The organism is Algoriphagus marincola DSM 16067 (assembly GCF_000429405.1).
GTDB classification, from domain to species: domain Bacteria; phylum Bacteroidota; class Bacteroidia; order Cytophagales; family Cyclobacteriaceae; genus Algoriphagus; species Algoriphagus marincola.
This window is the reverse complement of the sequence record NZ_AUBU01000003.1, coordinates 508448-528296: the sequence shown is the minus strand read 5'-3', so window position 1 is coordinate 528296 and position 19849 is coordinate 508448. Positions and strand designations below refer to the sequence as shown.

The window sequence follows — 19849 nt, the reverse complement described above, 5'->3', positions numbered from 1 at the left end:
CTACTGATTTCCGTAGAAGCGGTCATGAAATTGATACCTTTTTTCGACCTCAGAGCGCTCTATTTTTGTTTGCACGTTGATGTTTATAAAGGCCGGATCAGTCTCATTAGCTGTCATTTTTGACCATTCTGGTAATGAATCACCGTTTGGGTTTCCGGATTTGATGAAGTTTGCAAAGTAATTTTGAAAGAGTTCTGAAACCTGATAGTCCTCTGCCTCCCAAGCATAGTCCTCAACCAAGTGGAGATTGCCCATAGCATATTCTATTTCGCAGGCGTGAGGAGCTCCTATTGCCTTGGGTGGTTCTTGACCTTCTCGCTCCATGGTACCACCTGCTAATCCTGGTATTAGGTCTGGGTTTCTAAGTTCGGGTCTAAGTTTGCTATAAAGGTATCGATAGACCGCTTGGTTGGAATTTTTGGCGTGGAGATCGAGCCATTTCCAAGTGCTATAAGTGATGAATTGATCAGAGGCTAAATCCGTAGCTGAGCGTTCGACCTCCTCTGGTGTTTGATGAGGATACAATTGAAGGACCTCCTCCCAATCATTTGGAAAGGATGCTTTCACTCTTTCGATGAATGCTTCTTGGGTGTAAGGCTTTCCTTGCATAAAAGCCACCCCTGGAATTTCAGCGGAATTCCACCCAGCCAATAATGGAACTTGTGCTTGTTCTTGAGCCTTAAAGATTTCAGGTAATGTTTTGGGTAGAAAGTAACCGTCGATGACAACCGGAAACCCAAATCTTTCAGACTCTTGATAGATTTCGTAAAGCTCTTTCGTAGACATTGCTCTGAGTTCGGCCAGCGAGTAAGCACCCGCATTTTCAGCAAACTCTTTCCCGGTTTTCTCCGCTTCTGATAAGGAAACTGGAGGAAGTGTGGGCTTGATTCCGGCACCGCTTTCCCCGATAGCTCCAGCAATTAAATCTTTGGATAGGGGAGATGCCATTTGGTAACTTACGGAGATCGATCCAGCTGATTCGCCAGCTATGGTCACTCGGGAAGGATCACCACCAAAAGCTTCAATATTTTCATTTACCCATTTCAGAGCTAAATTCTGGTCTAGAAGCCCGTAGTTTCCGGAGCCTTTATAAGAACTTTCCGCTGATAATTCGGGATGGGCAAAAAAACCAAAAAGTTCCAAACGATAGTTTACTGTCACTACCACTATTCCTTTTTGTGCCATACTTTCTCCATCGTATCGAGGCTCGCTTCCATCTCCTGCTACGAATCCTCCTCCGTAGAAATAAACCAATACGGGAAGATTCTCTTCAGTCTCTGTAGATGGACTCCACACGTTTAGATACAGGCAATCTTCGCTGATTCCATCCGAGCGGAAGTTCATATCTCCAAAAACAGGAGCTTGGACTGCTCTAGGACCAAATTTCTTTGTTTCCTTAACTCCGTTCCAAGGTTTGGCAGGAAGAGGAGCTTTCCATCGAAGTTCGCCCACAGGAGGCTGTCCATAAGGAATCCCTAAATATTTTTCAATTTCGGTTTTTGTATTGTACTTGCCTTCGATGATTCCAGTAGCAATGGTAGTTCTTACTGGGAATGAAAAGTTATCTTGTGCTAAAATCTGTTTTGACCCAATCATCAATGAAATAAAAATGAGTGAAGTGATCCAGCCTTTCCTCATTAGTTCTGGTTTTAATGTATCTGATTGAAACAATAGTAATTGGAAATTGACTGAAATCCTATTTATTTGAATAAATTTTCAGCAAAGAATGTCAACTTTGAAAAGAGAGGAATATATTCCTCATTTAGCATATGATTCTGTCATTTTTGGGTTTTCAGGTGAAAAGCTAAAAATACTTTTGATTGAATACCACAAAACAGGATGGTTGGCCCTACCGGGAGGCTTTGTCAAAATTCATGAACCACTAGATGAAGCAGTCAAGCGCGGTTTGCGAGAAAGAACTAGCCTCCAGGATATTTACCTAGAGCAGTTTTACACATTTGGATCTCTGGAGCGAAATAAGCCGGAGGTCATGCGGAAAATCATGGCGTCGCAGGAAAAAGTAGTGCCGGAAGATCATTGGCTTTTTGAGCGCTTTGTTTCGGTGGGTTACTACGCTTTGATTGACTATGAGAAAGTAGAACCAAGACCTGACGCACTTTCTGATTCGATCAGTTGGTATGATGTAGATTCAGTTCCTGATCTTCTTTTTGACCATAATTTTATTGTCCAGAAAGCTTTGGAGCACCTCCGCACACATTTGGATCAAAAACTGCTTTCAGTCAATCTATTACCTGAAAGATTCACTATGAAAGAGCTTCAGCAAGTCTATGAAGCTATCCTGGGAGAAAATCTCAATCGAGCTAATTTCCAACGCAAGATGCTGAGTTTAGGGATTCTGGAGCGTCACGAGAAGCTATATTCCGGAGGGTCTCATAAAGCTCCATACTTGTATAGCTTTCTCAAGTAGTTATTTATTGCTGGGCTCAGTCAAAACACTCAAAATCGTCTGAATCCCTTCACGGTAATTCCCCAGTCTAATATTCTCGTTTGGGCTGTGCTGATTATTGTCTGCATTGACGGTGGGAATAGTAACAGCAGGAATCTTCAAGGCATCAACGAATGGTGAAATCGGAATACTTCCTCCCGATATTCGGATCTGAATGGGTTCCTGACCAAAGGCTCTATTCATAGCCGATCGCAGCCAATCGCCGGCATAGGAATCTAGAGGAGTTCGAAATGCTTGATAGGAAATCTTACTTTCAAGCTTCACAATTTTTGGATACTTAAGTCTTTCTTCATCGCTTGGATCACTTTCTACAATGTGAAAACCTTGATCTTCTATATGCTTGCGAATCAGTGAAAAAAGTCGCTCTGGGTCTGACTCTGGAACTAAGCGTATGTCAACTTCAGCTAATGCAGTAGCAGGGACGATAGTTCTAGCTTCAGGGCCTACCCAAGCAGATCGCATCCCTCTAATATTAAGGGATGGATACTGAATACTTTCCTGATAAGTATTTCCTACTTGATCAGTTCTTCCAATTCCTAGGCGCTTTTGAATCGCTTCATCATTATCAGGAACTGCCGCAAGGATTACTTTTTCTTGTTCGCTCAGTTCAATGCCATCATAATATCCTGGAATACTGACCCATCCATCCTCATCCTTCATACTTGCCAATAATTGAGAAAGTAGAAGGGCAGGGTTGGGAGCATAGTTTCCATAATGACCGCTATGTTGAGGTAATTTCGGGCCGAATGTTGTCAAGGTCATCTGGGCTATTCCTCTCGCCCCAAAAGTTAAAGTGGGAAGATTTGAGCTATGTCTAGGACCATCCATGATTAACATTAGATCGGCAGCAAGCTTGTCTTTGTATTTCAGGACAGCATCCGGAAGATTTGGCGATCCTTGCTCTTCTTCAAAGTCCAAAATCACTTTGACAGAATAATCGGGTAAGTTTTCTTTTTCTCTCAAAACATCCCATGCTGTCAAAAACATAGCAAAAGGTCCCTTGTCATCTGAAGTGGATCGAGCAAAAACTCTCCAATCTGGATTGTATTCCGATTGCAGTCTTTGAAAATCTATCGTTTTCCAATAACCACTTTCGTCTTTTTCCTTTAAGACCGGGATATAAGGATCCGGTTGATCCCATTGGCTTCTGTCTACTGCTTGTCCATCAATGTGAAAATAAAAAAGGATGGTAGTATTTGCGTTGGGATTTATTTTTTGAGCTAAAAGAATTGGGATTCCTCCCGTTGAAAGCCGCTCATAGGACCAATCTCTTGCTTCAAATTGCTTTTCACACCATTGAATATTTGTTTCGATTTGCTCCGTATAGACTGCATCATTGGGCATTTTTACTATTTCAGTGAGCAAATTCAAACCGTGTTGCCAATACTCTTCTGTCCATGATTCCAGTTGAGATTGCTGAGGTGATTGTCCGAAGCTTTGAGCACAAACAAAAAGAAATATTAGCGTAAATAGTCTTTGCATGGGGTGATATTTTTTTGAAAAATAAAGATTGTCTGATTAGGATCAAATCTTGCCGCTAAATCAAAAAAAATCCCGCCATTAAAAGCGGGATTTTGAAAGTGTCAAATGATCTGTCTGAAATAATCAATGGTTTTTACGAGTCCTTCTCTGAGTGGTACGGTTGGTTCCCATCCCAGTTCTTTTTTAGCTAGTTCAATGACCGGCTTTCGTTGCATGGGATCGTCTTGGGGAAGAGGCATAAAGACTAGCTTACTTTTGCTTTCTGTAAGTTCCAGTACCAAATTTGCCAACTCTAGCATCGTGAATTCTCCAGGGTTTCCAATATTCACAGGACCTGTGAATCCATCTCTCGAATTCATCAGACGATACATCCCTTCGATATTATCATCCACATAGCAAAATGAACGAGTTTGCTTTCCATCTCCGTAGATGGTTATATCCTGACCTTTCAATGCCTGTACGATGAAATTACTGACTACTCGTCCGTCATTCGGATGCATTCTTGGTCCGTAGGTATTGAAAATACGCATGACCTTGATATCGACTCCATGCTGGCGGTGATAGTCAAAAAATAGTGTCTCCGCACATCGTTTTCCTTCATCGTAGCAAGCTCGTGGTCCAAGCGTGTTAACATTCCCTCTGTAAGACTCTGGTTGTGGGTGAACTTCTGGATCTCCGTAAACCTCAGAGGTTGAAGCTTGTAAGATTTTGATTTTCAATCTTTTTGCTAATCCAAGCATATTCATCGCTCCAATCACAGATGTTTTGGTAGTCTGTACCGGATCAAATTGATAATGAATGGGAGAAGCAGGACATGCCAAATTGTAAATTTCATCAACCTCTACATAGAGCGGGTGAGTGACATCATGTCTAAGAAGTTCAAAATTTTTATCATCGAGGAGGTGATGGATATTTCTTCTGTTTCCGGTGAAAAAATTGTCAACGCACAACACCTCATTTCCTTCTTTGAGCAAACGCTCACAAAGGTGGCTACCGAGAAATCCTCCACCACCACTTACTAAAACTCGTTTCATTTATATTCAAAATTTGGGTGAAAATAAAGAATTGTTTCTAAAGTCTATGAGAGAAATCCAAAATTCAATCAAAACCAATAGGAACGCATGTTTACGGTAGGGTATGCACTGGAATGAAGCCGCTTGGCGATGGAATGGATTTTTGGTAGTTCATATTCCATGAAATAGCGAGCCGTCTCTATTTTACCATGTAGAAATGCAGTATCAGCATTTTCTTTATCTATCATTTGACTTGCGACATGAGTCTGTCTCAGCCACATCCATCCTACACACAATACTCCACAAAGCTCCAAAAAGAGACTTGCATCTGCCAGAAAAATCTCTGGTCCTTCCTGGGCTTTTTGCAGTATTGTCCCGGCAGTATCCTGTGATTTTTTCCAAGACTGATCAAAGAGTAACAAGATATCTTCAGGGCCTTGGTAGGATTTGATGTCTTTTTCGATGGCCTGGTATAGCATTTTCCAACCTAACCCATCTTCAAGGAAAATTTTTCTTCCCAAAAGATCCAATCCATGAATACCTGTCGTACCCTCATGAATGGGGTGGATTCGAGCCTCTCGGTAATATTGTTCCACCGGAAAGTCTTGTGTATACCCTGCCCCTCCCAGTACCTGCACTGCTGCTGAAGTACTTAAAACCCCCATTTCGGAAGGGTAGCTTTTTGCGATAGGGGTTAGCAATTCTAGGAGCAAATGCTTTTCCTTTTTTCGATCTGGAATAGGTTCGTGGATCGTTTCGTCCATCAGTCTAGATGCATATAGCAAGAGTGCCAAAGAACCTTCCGAAATGCTCTTTTGGAATAAAAGCATCCGCTTCACGTCGGCATGCTCAATGATCGGAACTTGAGGTTTGGAGAGATCTTTTTCTGTGATTTTTCTTCCTTGTGGACGCTCCTTTGCATAGGCCAAAGAAGCTTGATAAGCAGCTTGAGCAATTGCCACTGCGTTCATCCCAACGCCTATTCTTGCCTCATTCATCATTTGGAACATATACTTGAGTCCCATATTTTCCTCCCCAACCAAATAACCGATGGTCTTTTCATTGGACCCGATCATGAGATGGGCAATCGGTGCACCTTTGTAGCCCATTTTGTGGTAAAGACCTTCGGTGAGCACATCATTTGATTCACCTGTTTCTGGAATGAACTTGGGTACCACAAACAAAGAAATCCCTTTAGTGCCGGCAGGAGCACCTTCTACTCTCGCTAGCATTAGATGAATGATGTTTTCGCAGGCGTCATGATCACCGCAGGAAATGTAGATTTTCTGACCTTTAATCCGATACTCTCCTGGGTTCTCGGTAGGGTAGGCGGTAGTGGAAATATCAGAAAGTGAACTACCCGCGTCTGGCTCAGTCAAGGCCATTGTGCCTTGCCACTCTCCGGCGTACATCTTTGGGGTGAAGCGTTCTACTAAAGCACTTGATCCAAAAGTGCGAATCAAATTGGCCGCTCCTGTGGTTAAGAATGGGAAAACAGAAGCGGAATAATTGGCGGCTTGCAAAATATACCCAGCAGCCAGATGAAGGGTCCAAGGAAGTTGTTGTCCACCTTCTTCATAGCTGAAAGTCGCATTGATCCATCCATCTTGACCAAATTGTTTCAGGATCGGTCTCATTCCGGGGTGTATTTTAATGGATCCATTTTCAAGCTGTGGCTCTTGACGATCCATCTCCGTCAGTAATGGCCGAAGTGATTTGGAGGCGATTTGGTCAGCGGCATCCAGAATCATTTCAAAGGTCTCCTTGCTGTGGTCTTGGAAGTAAGCTAGCTGGCTCAGGTTCTCTACCTGCAAGTGATCAAAAAGCTGAAAGTTTAGGTCTTTTTTTGAGTAAAAGTCTGCCATGATTTAATCTTGTTTTAATTCCTTGATGATTCTTGCTGGATTTCCTCCTACGAGGGTATCGGGGGCTACATCCTTGGTCACTACGGCTCCTGCAGCGACTACCGCACGATCACCAATTTTTACGCCAGGGCAAATGATACTCCCTCCTCCAATCCAGACATCCGAACCGACATGGATTTCTGTTCCATATTCCCAAAGTTCGCCTCTGGTTTTGGCATCCAAAGGATGGGTAGCCGGGTAAAATTGAACATTGGGACCTACGAGGACACGATCTCCGAAGACTACGGGAACCACGTCTAGGATCACACAATTGAAATTGAAAAAGACCTGATTTCCAACTTTGATATTATACCCATAATCGCAAAAAAATGGAGGCTCAATCCAAAGTCCTTCTCCAATCTCACCAAGCAGATTTTCAAGTAGCTTTTGGCGCTTGTCCTTATTCTCAGGGTCTGAATCGTTGAATTCTTTTAAAAGTTTTCGTGCATGTAGTCTTTCCGCCTCTAAATCAGGATCGCCGGCTTGGTAGAGTTGGCCGGCGATCATTTTTTCTTTTTCAGTCATTTGCTTTTTTGGTAAATCAGAGCTTCCTCTAATCCCCTAATTTCAGCCAAACCTTTCAATCTTCCAATTGCAGAATAGCCTGGATTAGTCTTTTTTTCCAAATCATCGAGCATCTGATGACCGTGATCCGGTCGCATGGGGATGCTCTTTTGTCTTTTTTCTTGTACTTGTAGGAGTTCGTCTACGACTGCGGCCATGGGTACATCCCCGGTGAGATGATTGTCTTCCATGAAGTTTCCCTCTGCATCGCGTTTGGTACTTCGCAAATGAATAAAATTGATATGATCGCCAAATTCACGGATCATCGCAATCAAATCATTGTCAGGTCGCACACCATAGCTACCCGTGCAAAAACAAAAGCCATTATGTGGACTTGGGTTGTCTTTGACAATCCTCCGGGCATCAGCGGCTGTGGAAACTATCCGTGGGAGTCCATATAGGCTGAATGGAGGGTCATCGGGATGAATCGTCAGGTATATTCCCACTTCCTCAGCTACAGGGACAATTGCGTCCAAAAACAATCGTAAATGCTCCTGAAGTTTTTTCTCATCAATTCCATCATAGGTCTTCAGCATGTCTCTAAATTCATCCAAGGTATAGCCAATCTCTGAACCTGGCAGACCTTTTAGAATATTATCAATGATAAGCTGATGCTTTTCCGGGGAAAGGGATTGATAATATTGCTTCAGCTCTTCAATTTCTGCTGCTGAATATTCATTGAAGGCTTCCTTCCGCTCTAGGATAAAAAGATCAAATGCTTGAACTGCCTTTTTTTCATAGTATAAAGCCTTTGCACCATTTGGTAGCTCTTTGTAAAGCTCCGTGCGAGTCCAATCCAGGATTGGCATGAAGTTGTAGCAAACCGTGTAAATCCCCTCTGATGCCAAATTTCGCAGCGTCTGCTGGTAATTCTCGACCAACTGGAGATAATTTTCAGTTCGGGTTTTAATCCGTTCATGCACAGGCACGGATTCGACTACTGACCAAGTCAAGCCTGCATCCTCAATGATTCTTTTTCGCTTCTTGATTTCCTCAATCGACCAAACTTCTCCGTTTGGAATGTGATGGAGAGCCGTGACAATGCCAGTTGCTCCGGCCTGTCTAATATCGCGAAGGCTTACAGGGTCATTCGGACCATACCATCGCATGGTTTGTTCCATTCTAGGAATCATAGTTTGATTGTTTTGGGTTTAAGATTGAGTTTACACTCCCGAGTAAGCACTAAATCCACCATCAACTGGTACAATGGTGCCGGTCACAAATGCAGATGCATCCGAACAAAGCCATTGCAAGGTGCCTAACAAATCATCCGGTTCACCAAACCGATTCATCGGAGTGTGAGTGATAATTTGATTGCCCCGGCTAGTCAAAGACCCATCCTTTTCAGTCAGAAGCGTGCTGTTTTGTTCTGTTAGGAAAAAACCCGGTGCAATGGCATTCACCCGAAACTGGGGGCCATGCTTAGTTGCTAATTCTACTGATAGCCATTTGGTTAAGTTGTTAATTGCAGCCTTTGCTGAAGCATAGCCCATGACACGGGTCATCGGGCGAGAAGCTGCCATGGAGCTGATATTCAATATGTTGCCTCTGTTATTTTTGAGCATTAATGGAAGGAGAGCTTTGATAGGGAGTACTGTCCCCAAGTAGTTGAGATCCATTACCTTTCGAAGGGAAGGAAGGTCTAGGTCTAAGAAGTTCTGATCTGGTGTTACTACTGCTCCAGGCATATTTCCTCCAGCGGCATTGATGAGAATATCCAAGGACTCATACTCATTCTCAATCTCTTTCGCAGCACTTTCGACACTTTCCCAATCCATGACATTACAGGTGTAGGCCTTTGCTTTCCCTCCGTTATTTTCGATTTCCTTGACGAGTGCTTCTGTTTTTTCAGGATTTCTTCCCAAGATCAAGACTTCTGCACCTTGGTTTGCTAGGTGGAGGCTCATGCTTTTTCCCAGGACTCCAGTAGCTCCCGAAAAGGCGATTTTCTTTCCTGCTAGGTCAAATAGGTTTTTTGTCATACCTAAACTTGAAAATTATCCGGTGAAAAATCAAAGTAATTTTTAGCATTGTGATAGCTGATATCCGCTACAATTTTTCCCAACCAAGCTTCATCTGCCGGAAGAAGACCTTTTTCTACATCAGTTCCGATGAGGTTACACAGAATTCTCCTGAAATATTCATGTCTGGGAAAAGAGAGAAAACTTCTAGAATCTGTCAACATACCGATAAAGCAGGAGAGGAGACTCATGTTCGAAAGCGTATTGAGTTGTTTTTCCATCCCGTCAATCTGATCTAGATACCACCAACCGGAGCCAAATTGCAATTTCCCTTTAATCTTTCCATCGTTGAAATTTCCCGTCATGGTAGCAAAGACTTCATTGTCTCTTGGATTGAGATTATAAAGGATGGTTTTCGAGAGTTGGTCTGTCTCGTCAAGGGAATTTAAGAATCCTGCCAGAGTTTTTGCCTGCTCAAAATCCCCAATCGAATCAAAGCCAGTATCGGGCCCTAGCGTACTTAATTGACGGGTGTTCGTATTTCTTAAAGCTCCAAGATGAAACTGCTGTACCCAGCCTTTTGAATGATACATTTTACAAAGAGCCTGAAGCGTTTTGAATTTGAAATATTGGATTTCTTCGGCCTGAATGCTTTGACCTGAACGAATGCTTTGAAACAGCTTTTCAATGTTAAATCTTTCTGTGGGAAAGAAGACCAATTGTTCCAGTCCATGGTCAGAAAGCCGACATCCATTTGCGTGGAAAAAGTCAATTCTGTTTTGAAGTGCAGCTAGAAGGTCTTCGTAGGACTGAATTTTTAATCCCGCTTGCTTCTCCAGCTTCTCAAGGTAAGTATTGTAAATTGAAGGATTTTCTACAGAATAGGCTTTGTCAGGCCTGAAAGCTGGATACATCTGAAGGGAAGAATCGGACAGTGAAAACTGTCTGTGGGATTCTAGGGTGTCCGTAGGGTCATCGGTCGTACAAATCACCTCTACATTCATCTTGGATAGCAGTCCTTGGGTTGAAAATCCAGGTTGAGCAAGTTGCTCATTACAAGTCTCATAGACTGATTTTGCATTCTCTTGTGATAATAATTCCTCCACTCCGAAGTAGCGCTGCAATTCCAGATGCGTCCAATGATACAATGGATTCCTGGCTGTGTAAGGTACTGTGAAAGCCCATTTTTCAAATTTTTCCCAATCCGAGGCATTTCCAGTGATATAGTATTCATTAATACCGAGCGTACGCATGGCACGCCATTTATAGTGATCTCCGGCAAGCCAGATTTGACTCAGGTTTTCAAATTGCCGATTTGCTTGGATTTCAGCGGGGGGAAGGTGATTGTGATAATCTATGATTGGCTGATTAGCAGCAAATTGATGATATAGTCGTTGGGCAAATTCATTGTGGAGAAGAAAATGTTCATTGATGAACTTGTCGATAGTGAATGCCTGGCTCATATTAAATTCTAAATAAAAGATGATTCTAATTTATTGGGTTAAAGGCGCTTTTGATAATCAAACTACGCAAACGTTTTCGTATTTTGGGAGGGATCTGAAGAGAAGTTCACTTAAGAATTTCTAAATTTAGATCAACCCAAAATACCTAGACCATGAATTCCGGAATTAGCATCAAAGAGCTTGCTGCAGCTCTGAATCTTGCGCCTTCGACCGTATCGCGTGCCCTGAATGACAGCTATGAAATCTCTGAGGCTACCAAGCAAAAGGTTATCAGCATGGCCGAGAAGTTAAATTATCAGCCTAACCCTTTTGCCAGAAGTTTACGCGCAAATAAGAGCCGAACCATTGCCGTGGTGATTCCTGAGCGAATCAATAACTTTTTTGCTAAGGTAATTGATGGTATTGAAGAGATTGCGCAAGAGCATGGATATCATCTCTTGGTGTACAACACGCACGAAGATGTTGAAAAAGAAAAGAAAATCCTTTCACTTTTACAAAATGGCCGGGCTGATGCAATAGTCATGTCTGTGACGAGTCAGACAAGTGATATCTCGCATCTTCGCAAGATCCACGAACGGGGGCTGCCTTTGGTCTTCTTTGATCGAATATGTGGGGAAATACCTACTACTAAATTCATCACGAATGACTATGAAAGCGCCTATAAAGGCACCAATCATTTAATCCAGCAGGGCTGTAAGAAAATAGCCTTTCTGACATTATCCAAAGATCTTTCAATTACAAAAGAGCGCTACAGGGGGTATTCCGATGCCTTGAAAATGGCTAACCTTACACCCGAACCCACATTCAGCCTTTACTGCAAGCACAGCGATGAAGATAATACTGAGTTGATATTAAAATTATTGCAATCTGAGAACCGCCCTGATGGAATTATCTCCTCTGTTGAAAAATTGGCTATCTCCACCTATCAGGCCGTCAGAAAAACCAATTTGAAAATCCCTTATGACCTGAAAATCATAACATTTTCAAATATGAGTATCGCTGGAATTTTAAATCCATCTCTGACCACTATCACCCAGCCTGCAGAGACGATCGGTCAGGAATGTGCCAAGCTTTTGATCAAGAAACTGACCCGTCCGAGACAACCTGATTTTTTAGATCAGATCATTGTCATCCCCAGCCAAATTCAGATTCGTGAGTCGACGATGGTTAGGTAAGCTGAAGATTGATAAATAAAAAAACCGCAATCAAACTCTTGATTGCGGTTTTTCTTTTTTAGGTCTTAGTACCCGGGGTTTTGTGGGAAGGCTGATTCCCCTCCCTGAGCCCGATCTATCTGGTTTTGAGGAATTGGTCTTAACACATGAAAGTCCTGAATATTTGGAGCTCCTTGAGGGTTAAAGAGTCGGACTCTTTCGACAAGGTTGCCCCATCTTTTAAGATCCAACCATCGAGTTTGTTCACCTGTAAGCTCTCTTGCTCTTTCCTCCATCAGAAACTCAAAGGTGAATTGGTCCGGAGTGATTTCCATTTCTGCTTCTCTCCCAGGCCAGGCAGCCCTTCTTCTGACGAAATTGATGGTCTCTGTTGCTTCAGCAATTTTTCCTTGACGGAACTGCGCTTCAGCAAGTAGGAGGTAGGTGTCCGCAAGCCTCATCGCCAAATAATTTCTTCCCCCTTGAAACTGCGTACGGTCTACTCTTCCTGGATCGAGATGCTTGGTGAGTGCTGGAAAGAGTTTCTCGTCATAGCGGCTAGGAACCAATACCTGATATGGTCTTTTTGCCATTTCTTCCTCGGACATCTCAAATCCTGGGAGGAACATGGTCGTATCACCTCGAGCAAATGTTAAACTACTTTTTGTCTGATCAAAAGTGGTGTTGTAAGTTCCCGGTCGGTTAGAGAGGTAGGTATCCTTGAAGGATTTTTTGTACCGGCTGTCATTTTCACGGTTTTGGAATACAGTTTCCAAGGCATATACAGTAGGACGGTATCTTTTAAATGGGCGGCCATTTTCTGTATCTCGAATCATTCCTGGCTGGGTATCATATTCCATCAAGAAAAAGACGTGAGCATTATTTCCTCCACCATTGGTGAGGGGACTTCGAGTATACTGAACAGACCAAATGATTTCATCATTGATCTCATTTCCAAAAGCATGAACCTCAGCAAAGTCATCCAGGAGCCTTAGACCAGAATTATTGATGACGTCTTTGAATAGATTTTCAGCTTTGGAATAATCGTCTCCGGCTGCGGAAGACGAAGTGGCTTTAGTCACATATACTCTTCCCAATAGGTGCTCTGCGGCATATTTGGTGGCTCTTCCATAATCACTAGAGGCGCTTTTATCTTCCAGATTGGGAATGGCTTCTTCCAAATCCTGAATGATAGCAGCATAAATCTCCGATTCCGGGGTTCTGCTTACCTCATTGGTAGGAATGGCAGTCTCGTTCATTCGAAGTTCTACCGGACCAAATAATTGAACCAAAAGGAAGTAATGATGTGCTCGAATAAATTTCGCTTCTGCGATTCGCTGGCTACGGACCCCCTCATTCAGTCCACTCACTTCAGGAGCACGGTCAATTACTGAATTGGCAGTATTGATTCCCCTGTAAAGCTCATCCCACAATTCCCGGACATGACCGTTTTGTGTATCGAATTGATTAGTGTAGGTGTTCATAAATTTCCAAGAACCATCAGCACCATTGGTATAGATATCTGTTCCAAACTCGGTCAAGTTATTCCCCCTCTCAGTACCATACCATACTCTCATCGTACTGTAAGCCGCATTCACTGCATCCTCTATTCCCTTTGGAGTGTTTAGATATTCAGTTCCAATTTGAGATATAACATCCTCCTGCAAAGCATTTTCGCAAGAACTCGCCAAAAGCAGGGAAGCACTGATCAGACTATATGAAGCAGCCCTTTTAAATATATTTTTTATGTTCAAAGTTTCCATAATATTCTTAATTGTTGATTAAAACTTGGCGTTGATACCGAATGTAAACTGAACTACAGGAGGCGCGATATTGGCATTAACCACACCACCTTCGACACCTTGTTCACCATCGATAAAGGTCTCAGGGTCGATTCCCTTATGTACGCTTCGGTATTCTGAGAAAATGAATGGATTCTGAATACTGGAGAAGATTCGAAGACTGTTGAATCCGATCTTCTTCAATGCGCCTTCGTTCAAAGTGTAGCCAAAGTTGATATTTCTAACTTTGATGAATGTACCGTCAAAGTAGGACATGGAAGTGTTGTACTTTGGTCGCTCTTGGTTTTGATTGGGTCTTGGGTATAGATTGGTTGGATTGGTTGGTGTCCAATAATCTACAGCCAAGTTGTTGTATCTGCCAAAGAGGGTATTGAAATTATCATGGAAGGCTGAGCGAATGAGAGAGCCAAATCTTCCGAAGATAAAGAAGGAGAAATCAAAATCTTTAAAGGTGAAGCGGTTAGTCATCCCCATAGAGAAATCTGGAACAGCCGAACCTAGAAATTGACGGTCATTGGCATTGATTCTTCCATCTCCATTGAAGTCCTCAATTTTTATTTCTCCCGGACGATCTCCAAAGGAGTTGGCTAAATCAGTTTCATCTAATTGCCAGATTCCTACTTTTCGCAAATCATAAAATACGGTAAGCGGTCTGCCAATGAATCTCCCTGCAGCGATATCGTCACCATTAGGAAGCTCAAGGATTTCTTCTCTATTCCGTGTGAAAATCAAGTCTGTAGACCAAGAGAAATCTCCTTTCTCGATATTGAGTGTAGATAGACTTAGCTCTATCCCTCGGTTTTGAGTTTTTCCGATGTTGGTGATAAAACCTCCAAATCCCGTTGAATTAGGTAGTGGCTGCGGAGCCAAGAGGTCAGAGGTATTGGTGACATAATATTCAATTGCACCAAAGATTCTATTCTTGAAAATTGCGAAATCAATTCCGCTATTAAATGTGGTGGAAGTTTCCCATCGAAGGTCTGGGTTTCCGATTGTATTGGGACGGTAACCAAATGCAGCCGATCCTCCGCCTGCCCAAGCATAAGAAGTTCTACCTAGTAGGGCTTGAGTCTGGTAAGGTCGAATGGCCTGGTTTCCGATAGAACCATAACTTACTCGGAACTTCAACTGATCTATCCAAGATGAATTTTTAATAAAACCCTCCTCATGCATATTCCAGCCTATAGCCATGGATGGGAAGTATCCAAATCTGTTATTCTGCCCAAATCGAGAACTTCCATCAGCTCTCAGGGTAGCGGTCAATAGATACTTTCCTTTGAAGTCATAGTTGACTCTACCCATATAGGATAGGAGTGCCCATTCTATCAGCTCAGTGTTCGCACTAGTGATTTGGGAAGCATCTCCCAAGCGGTGATATAACTGTGATGGAGCAGGTATTCCAAGTACACCTATATCACTTCGCTCAAAGCGATCCTGCTGAAACGATTGGAGTAAGGTGACATTCAGATTGTGATCTGTGCCAAACTTTTTGTTGTAGGTCAGGATATTTTCAAGGGTATAATTGAGGTTAAATCGATCACTGACACTGGCTGTAGCATCTCCACCCCGTCTGGCATTGGTCTGTGATCCGGTGAATCTTCCTGATCTTCTGACAGTGTAATCCGGGCCAAAATTGAATCGATAGGTAAGTCCTTTGGTGATTTCCCAATTTAAATAAATACTGGAGAAAATTCGTGTTCTAAAGGTTTCATCGATTTGAGCACCGGGGACGATTTCTGCAAATGGATTGGTACGCAATCCATCTGAGGTAGGAAGAAATATAAGGGTGCCATCATCCTCAAAGGGCTTACCCAGTGGATTTTCTTGTAATGCACCTCCCAATGGATTGAAGTTTTCGCCATTTCGTTTGCTGTATGTTACTAGGGTAGAGGTGCCTATTCTTAGCTTATCATTGATTTGATGATCTAGGTTTATTCTAAAAGTACCTCTGGTAAAGTCCTGATTTTTGATCACTCCCACATCTCTAAAATAGTTTCCGGAGACGAAGAAGCTTGTCTTTTGATTTCCTCCACTGACACTTACTTGATGACTTTGAATACTTCCTGTTCGCATCAAACCTGCGATGTAGTCCGTGCTTCTACCTAAGGCTATGCTTTCAAGTTCCACTGGTTCAAATAGCGTAGCATCTGCATCAGGTGTTGCTGGTCCGTCTGGATAGTTTCCTGTAGCTCTTCTAGATTCTCGCTTATATTCTGCAAAACCGGGCCCATCAAACACTTCAATTCGGCCCAGTTCCTCACTGATCCCATAATAGGAGTCTACCGATACCACAGTTTTCCCGGTGCTACCTCTTTTGGTTGTGATCAAAACTACCCCATTTGCGCCTCTGGAACCGTAGATGGCGGTAGCAGATGCATCTTTCAAAACCTCCATTGATGTAATATCTTGGGGGTTGATATCTTCCAGTCCACCCACTGTAGGAATTCCATCAATTACATAAAGTGGTTCATTGGATGCATTAAAGGATCGCCTTCCCCGAATCCGTACTTGAGGTGCAGTACCTGGCTTGGATCCTGCCTGAGTCACATCGACCCCGGCAGCACGACCTTGAAGGGCTTGACGTGCGTCGGTGATAGGTAATTCTTGGATTTCCTTATTTCCTACAGAAGAGATTGCACCAGTCAGCTGACTTTTTTTCTGAGTACCATATCCAATGACCACGACTTCCTCCAAGTCTGAAAGGTCAGGCTCGAGTCTGACATCAATGATACTTCTATTTCCGACCGTTTCTTCTACTGGAGTATAACCAATGAAAGAGAAAATCAACACTCCTGAGGAAGGAGCTTCTATTGTGTATTTTCCATCAAGGTCCGTCGTTGTGCCACGGGTTGTACCTTGAAGCAAAACCGAAACTCCCGGTATGGGAGTGCCTGTTTCGTCGACTACGGTGCCGTTCACTTGGCTTTCTTGAGCCAAGGTGACAGTTACTGAAAAAAGCAGTAACAGCACCATCAAGTAGGGACTGTAAATTTTAACATGCATACTGTTTTGGGTTATAGTAAATTGATAGATAGATATTCTGTTAGAGTTACTAACTAAAGGATTTTAATTTACCCCCAATTCAAGCTAAAATCAATAGCTTGAAAATGCATCTTACGGAATCGATTTCGAATTGAAGTATTTGATATTCAGTTTATTGTATTTAAAAACTAAAAAGTCTATCTAAGTGCATTAGCTATGCTGCCATTGCCTAGATAGACTTTAAATCCGAGGAATTATTTGTGATTAAAAAATGACTTGTCTAGTCATGTAAGAATGAAATTAAACCTTAGGAGGCTCCCATCCTTTTTCATATTCTCGAGACCAAAGCTCCATCGCTTTTTTGGAATTTTTGATGCGGCCAGAATTTGTATCACATTCCAGAGTCTCGCCGGTTCGATAGGAAATATTAGCCAAGTGACATAATAGAGTACTGACAGCTCCTTCTTCGATATTGGAGTTTTGGGTTTCTGTACCGCGCACGGCATTGAAGAAATTGACCACATGCCTGGTACTCATATCACCTCCACCTCCAAGTGCAGTGCCAGCTTCATTACTAGCAGAAGAACTATCTTTTATCAGTTTGCCGCTTCTATCGTAGTGTTTGTAGCCTCCTCGATTGACAAAAACGCTACCTTCTGAGCCATAAATAATCGTACCTCTGTCCGAGCCATAGGTATTGTATCCGTTTCTGCTTTTTCCATCCCAGACGATTGTGCTATTATCCGAGAATTTGAAAGTAGCCTCCATGGTATCGTACATGGTCCAGCCATCATTTGGGAAGTGGAGCTTGGCGGCGTCGACCATTACTTTCTCCGGATAATTAACCTGCAAGGCCCATCTCGCCACATCCAATTCATGAGTGGCATTATTGCCAGTTTCTGCCGTGCCATAGTCCCATCCGTACCAGTGCCAATTGTAGTTCCAGGTATCATGGGTATACGGTTTTCTAGGAGCAGGTCCTTGGAACATTTCCCAGTCCAAACCTTCAGGAACGGGAGCTGGTGAGGGGTTGACTACCTCACCTCGTGAATTGCTGTAAAAAGCGACTGCCTTGTAGGCCTTTCCGATAGCTCCATCATGAATGGCCTGAATGATCTCACGACTTTCGGGTGCGGATCTTTGTTGATTACCCATTTGAACCACCTTGCCATATTTTTTCTGTAAAGCGATCAAAAGCTCTCCTTCTCTAGGGTTGTGAGAGCAAGGCTTTTCGACATAGACATGCTTTCCATGCTCCAGAGCAATCCAAGTTCCCGGCGCGTGCCAATGGTCCGGCGTAGCATTGATTAACACGTCCAAATCTGGATCTTCCAATACTTTTAAGATACTTTTTTCCTGCTTGGGTCGATAGTCAATCCGCTTAGAGAAGTTTTCCGCAGCTCTTGTGAGTTGGCTATCCATCACGTCACAGAGATAGAGAAGATTGACATTAGATGATTTCAAAGCGATAGGTTCATAAAAAGCCCCTAGTCTTCTGCCAAGACCAGCTATAGCAACATTCAATCTGTCATTGGCACCTAGTATTCTTCCGTATGATTTTGCTGAAAAGCCTACAGCTCCCAAGGCTGAAATACCAAGGCTTGCTGCTGTACTTTTTTTGATGAAAGATCTTCTGGATTGCTTACTCATAATTTAACTGGGTTAATTTAAGGTCTTGATTTTGATGTTTTTAAAGCTCACTTCGTCGCCGTGGTCCTGAAGGAGGATATGTCCCTCGGTAGCTTCTCCGAAATTTTCCCAAACTTTATATTTGGAAATAGCGACTAGATCCCGATATTCTTGAGATCCTCGAACGTATTCCACTACCTTGACTCCATTTAGGAAGTGCTCTACTCGATTATCCGGGTATACTACGATTCTACCTTTATTCCATTCCCCAATGGGTTTGACAAAGCGACTTTGCTTATCTGCTTTGATCAAATCATAAAGGGAAGCTAAAGTCCGATTGCCATCTCTTCCCATTTTAGCATCAGGATGTTTTTCATCATCCAGAATTTGGTACTCCAGGCCGATAGCTGAGCCGGAATTGTTTTCAGAGAGTTTGACAAAATATTTCACTCCGCTATTGGCACCTTCGGTGAGTTTGAACTCAAAGCCCAAATCAAAAGCGCTGAATTTCTCTTCGGTCACAATATCGCCGGCATTGGTAGATTCCCCACCATCAGATGCTGCAATGGTCAAGACTCCATCCGAAACAGACCAGCCAAAATCAGGAAAAGAATCTTTGTAAGCACCAACCCATCCTTCAGAATTTTGCCCATTGAAGAGAAGTCTCCAACCTTGAGCAATCTCATAATCAGTCAATTGGTTTTTACGGTTGTTCACCACAAAAATTTCTGAATCAAAAGGCTTAGGATCGAGGTTTTCTGTTTTGATTTGAACGTTTCTGAAATATGTTTTTCGACCCGCGTCTTCAGGGTTTCGGATGCTGTGTACCTGCAGGCCGACAAAGCCCCTTGAATCAGTGTCATCGACGACATAAGCTACTTCTTGTCCATTGAGCCAGGTTTTGATTTCATCGCCAATGACTTCTATTCGGTATTTGTTGTACTCTCCAAGTTTGAATGCAGATTTTGCTGAGGGATTTAGATCCAAAGGGTAAAGCCAGCCTCTTCTTGCTTCATCATAAACTCCCGCTGACCAAGCTCTTTCGGTGGGATCTGCTTCGATTTGGTATCCAAATACCAGCCCCTTTCCTTCTCTAGCCTCAGGATCAAATTGTCCTCGAGCCATGATCCCTGAATTGGATGACACATGCTCAACTTTCAATTCCAACTCAAGAATAAAATCTCCAAATGTCTCCTCGGTGATCAGAAAAGTATTTGGAGACCCTTCCACTGCGGTACCTACGATTTCTCCATTTTCAACAGAAAATTCAGCGGTACCCGCGACAGCTTTCCAGCCTGAGAGGTCTTGACCATTGAAAAGTTCTCTCCAGCCATCATCTGCTGATTCTTCTTGCTTTGCACAGGAAAAAAGTAAGAACTGAACAAGGATGATAGTGAAAATTGATCGTATTCGTATCATGTGTTTTGG

The 19849-nt window shown here is 42.8% G+C and carries 14 protein-coding genes; 2 read left to right on the top strand and 12 right to left on the bottom strand.

From position 1 onward, the window contains the following. Entirely contained in the window at window positions 1-1638 is a 1638-nt protein-coding gene (locus G457_RS0108085; protein ID WP_026946022.1) for a carboxylesterase/lipase family protein, read from the bottom strand. An 88-nt stretch (window positions 1639-1726) separates the two neighbouring features. Between G457_RS0108085 and G457_RS0108080 the strand changes: the two genes are divergently transcribed. Then, the gene (locus G457_RS0108080; protein ID WP_026946021.1) at window positions 1727-2428 is read left to right on the top strand and encodes an NUDIX hydrolase; all 702 of its coding nucleotides are present in this window, start codon (window positions 1727-1729) and stop codon (window positions 2426-2428) included. On the opposite strand, the gene G457_RS0108075 is transcribed toward G457_RS0108080, so the two are convergent. The 7 genes from G457_RS0108075 to uxaC form a co-directional block, all read right to left on the bottom strand. After that, a complete protein-coding gene (locus tag G457_RS0108075) occupies window positions 2429-3949 on the bottom strand; it encodes a M20/M25/M40 family metallo-hydrolase (RefSeq protein ID WP_026946020.1) in 1521 nt (506 codons plus the stop codon). A 101-nt stretch (window positions 3950-4050) separates the two neighbouring features. Continuing rightward, window positions 4051-4983 (bottom strand): UDP-glucuronic acid decarboxylase family protein, encoded by a 933-nt coding sequence (locus G457_RS0108070; RefSeq protein WP_026946019.1) that lies wholly within the window; start codon window positions 4981-4983, stop codon window positions 4051-4053. Between the two features lie 68 nt (window positions 4984-5051). After that, the gene (locus tag G457_RS0108065) at window positions 5052-6827 is read right to left on the bottom strand and encodes an acyl-CoA dehydrogenase (protein WP_035483419.1); all 1776 of its coding nucleotides are present in this window, start codon (window positions 6825-6827) and stop codon (window positions 5052-5054) included. 3 nt (window positions 6828-6830) lie between these two features. Continuing rightward, window positions 6831-7391: a sugar O-acetyltransferase gene (locus G457_RS0108060; protein WP_026946017.1), complete on the bottom strand. Its 561-nt coding sequence runs from the start codon at window positions 7389-7391 to the stop codon at window positions 6831-6833. Further along, on the bottom strand, window positions 7388-8563 hold the full coding sequence (uxuA, locus tag G457_RS0108055; RefSeq protein WP_026946016.1) for a mannonate dehydratase: 1176 nt from the start codon (window positions 8561-8563) through the stop codon (window positions 7388-7390). The genes G457_RS0108060 and uxuA overlap by 4 nt, the downstream gene beginning before the upstream one ends. Window positions 8564-8593: 30 nt before the next feature. Continuing rightward, window positions 8594-9412, bottom strand: a complete 819-nt coding sequence (locus G457_RS0108050; RefSeq protein WP_035483417.1) for an SDR family oxidoreductase — start codon at window positions 9410-9412, stop codon at window positions 8594-8596. Between the two features lie 2 nt (window positions 9413-9414). Then, complete coding sequence (gene uxaC, locus G457_RS0108045; RefSeq protein WP_026946014.1) at window positions 9415-10854, bottom strand: glucuronate isomerase; 1440 nt, start codon at window positions 10852-10854, stop codon at window positions 9415-9417. A 152-nt stretch (window positions 10855-11006) separates the two neighbouring features. Between uxaC and G457_RS0108040 the strand changes: the two genes are divergently transcribed. Then, window positions 11007-12029, top strand: coding sequence for a LacI family DNA-binding transcriptional regulator (locus G457_RS0108040; RefSeq protein WP_026946013.1), 1023 nt, complete (start codon window positions 11007-11009; stop codon window positions 12027-12029). Window positions 12030-12094: 65 nt separating this feature from the next. On the opposite strand, the gene G457_RS0108035 is transcribed toward G457_RS0108040, so the two are convergent. From G457_RS0108035 to G457_RS0108020, 4 genes are all read right to left on the bottom strand, one after another. Continuing rightward, entirely contained in the window at window positions 12095-13771 is a 1677-nt protein-coding gene (locus tag G457_RS0108035) for a RagB/SusD family nutrient uptake outer membrane protein (RefSeq protein ID WP_035483415.1), read from the bottom strand. 18 nt (window positions 13772-13789) lie between these two features. Further along, window positions 13790-16813, bottom strand: a complete 3024-nt coding sequence (locus tag G457_RS0108030) for a SusC/RagA family TonB-linked outer membrane protein (protein WP_026946011.1) — start codon at window positions 16811-16813, stop codon at window positions 13790-13792. Window positions 16814-17092: 279 nt separating this feature from the next. Continuing rightward, window positions 17093-18442 (bottom strand): Gfo/Idh/MocA family protein, encoded by a 1350-nt coding sequence (locus tag G457_RS0108025; protein WP_026946010.1) that lies wholly within the window; start codon window positions 18440-18442, stop codon window positions 17093-17095. A gap of 12 nt (window positions 18443-18454) precedes the next feature. Continuing rightward, window positions 18455-19840 (bottom strand): 3-keto-disaccharide hydrolase, encoded by a 1386-nt coding sequence (locus G457_RS0108020; protein WP_026946009.1) that lies wholly within the window; start codon window positions 19838-19840, stop codon window positions 18455-18457. Window positions 19841-19849: the final 9 nt, after the last annotated feature.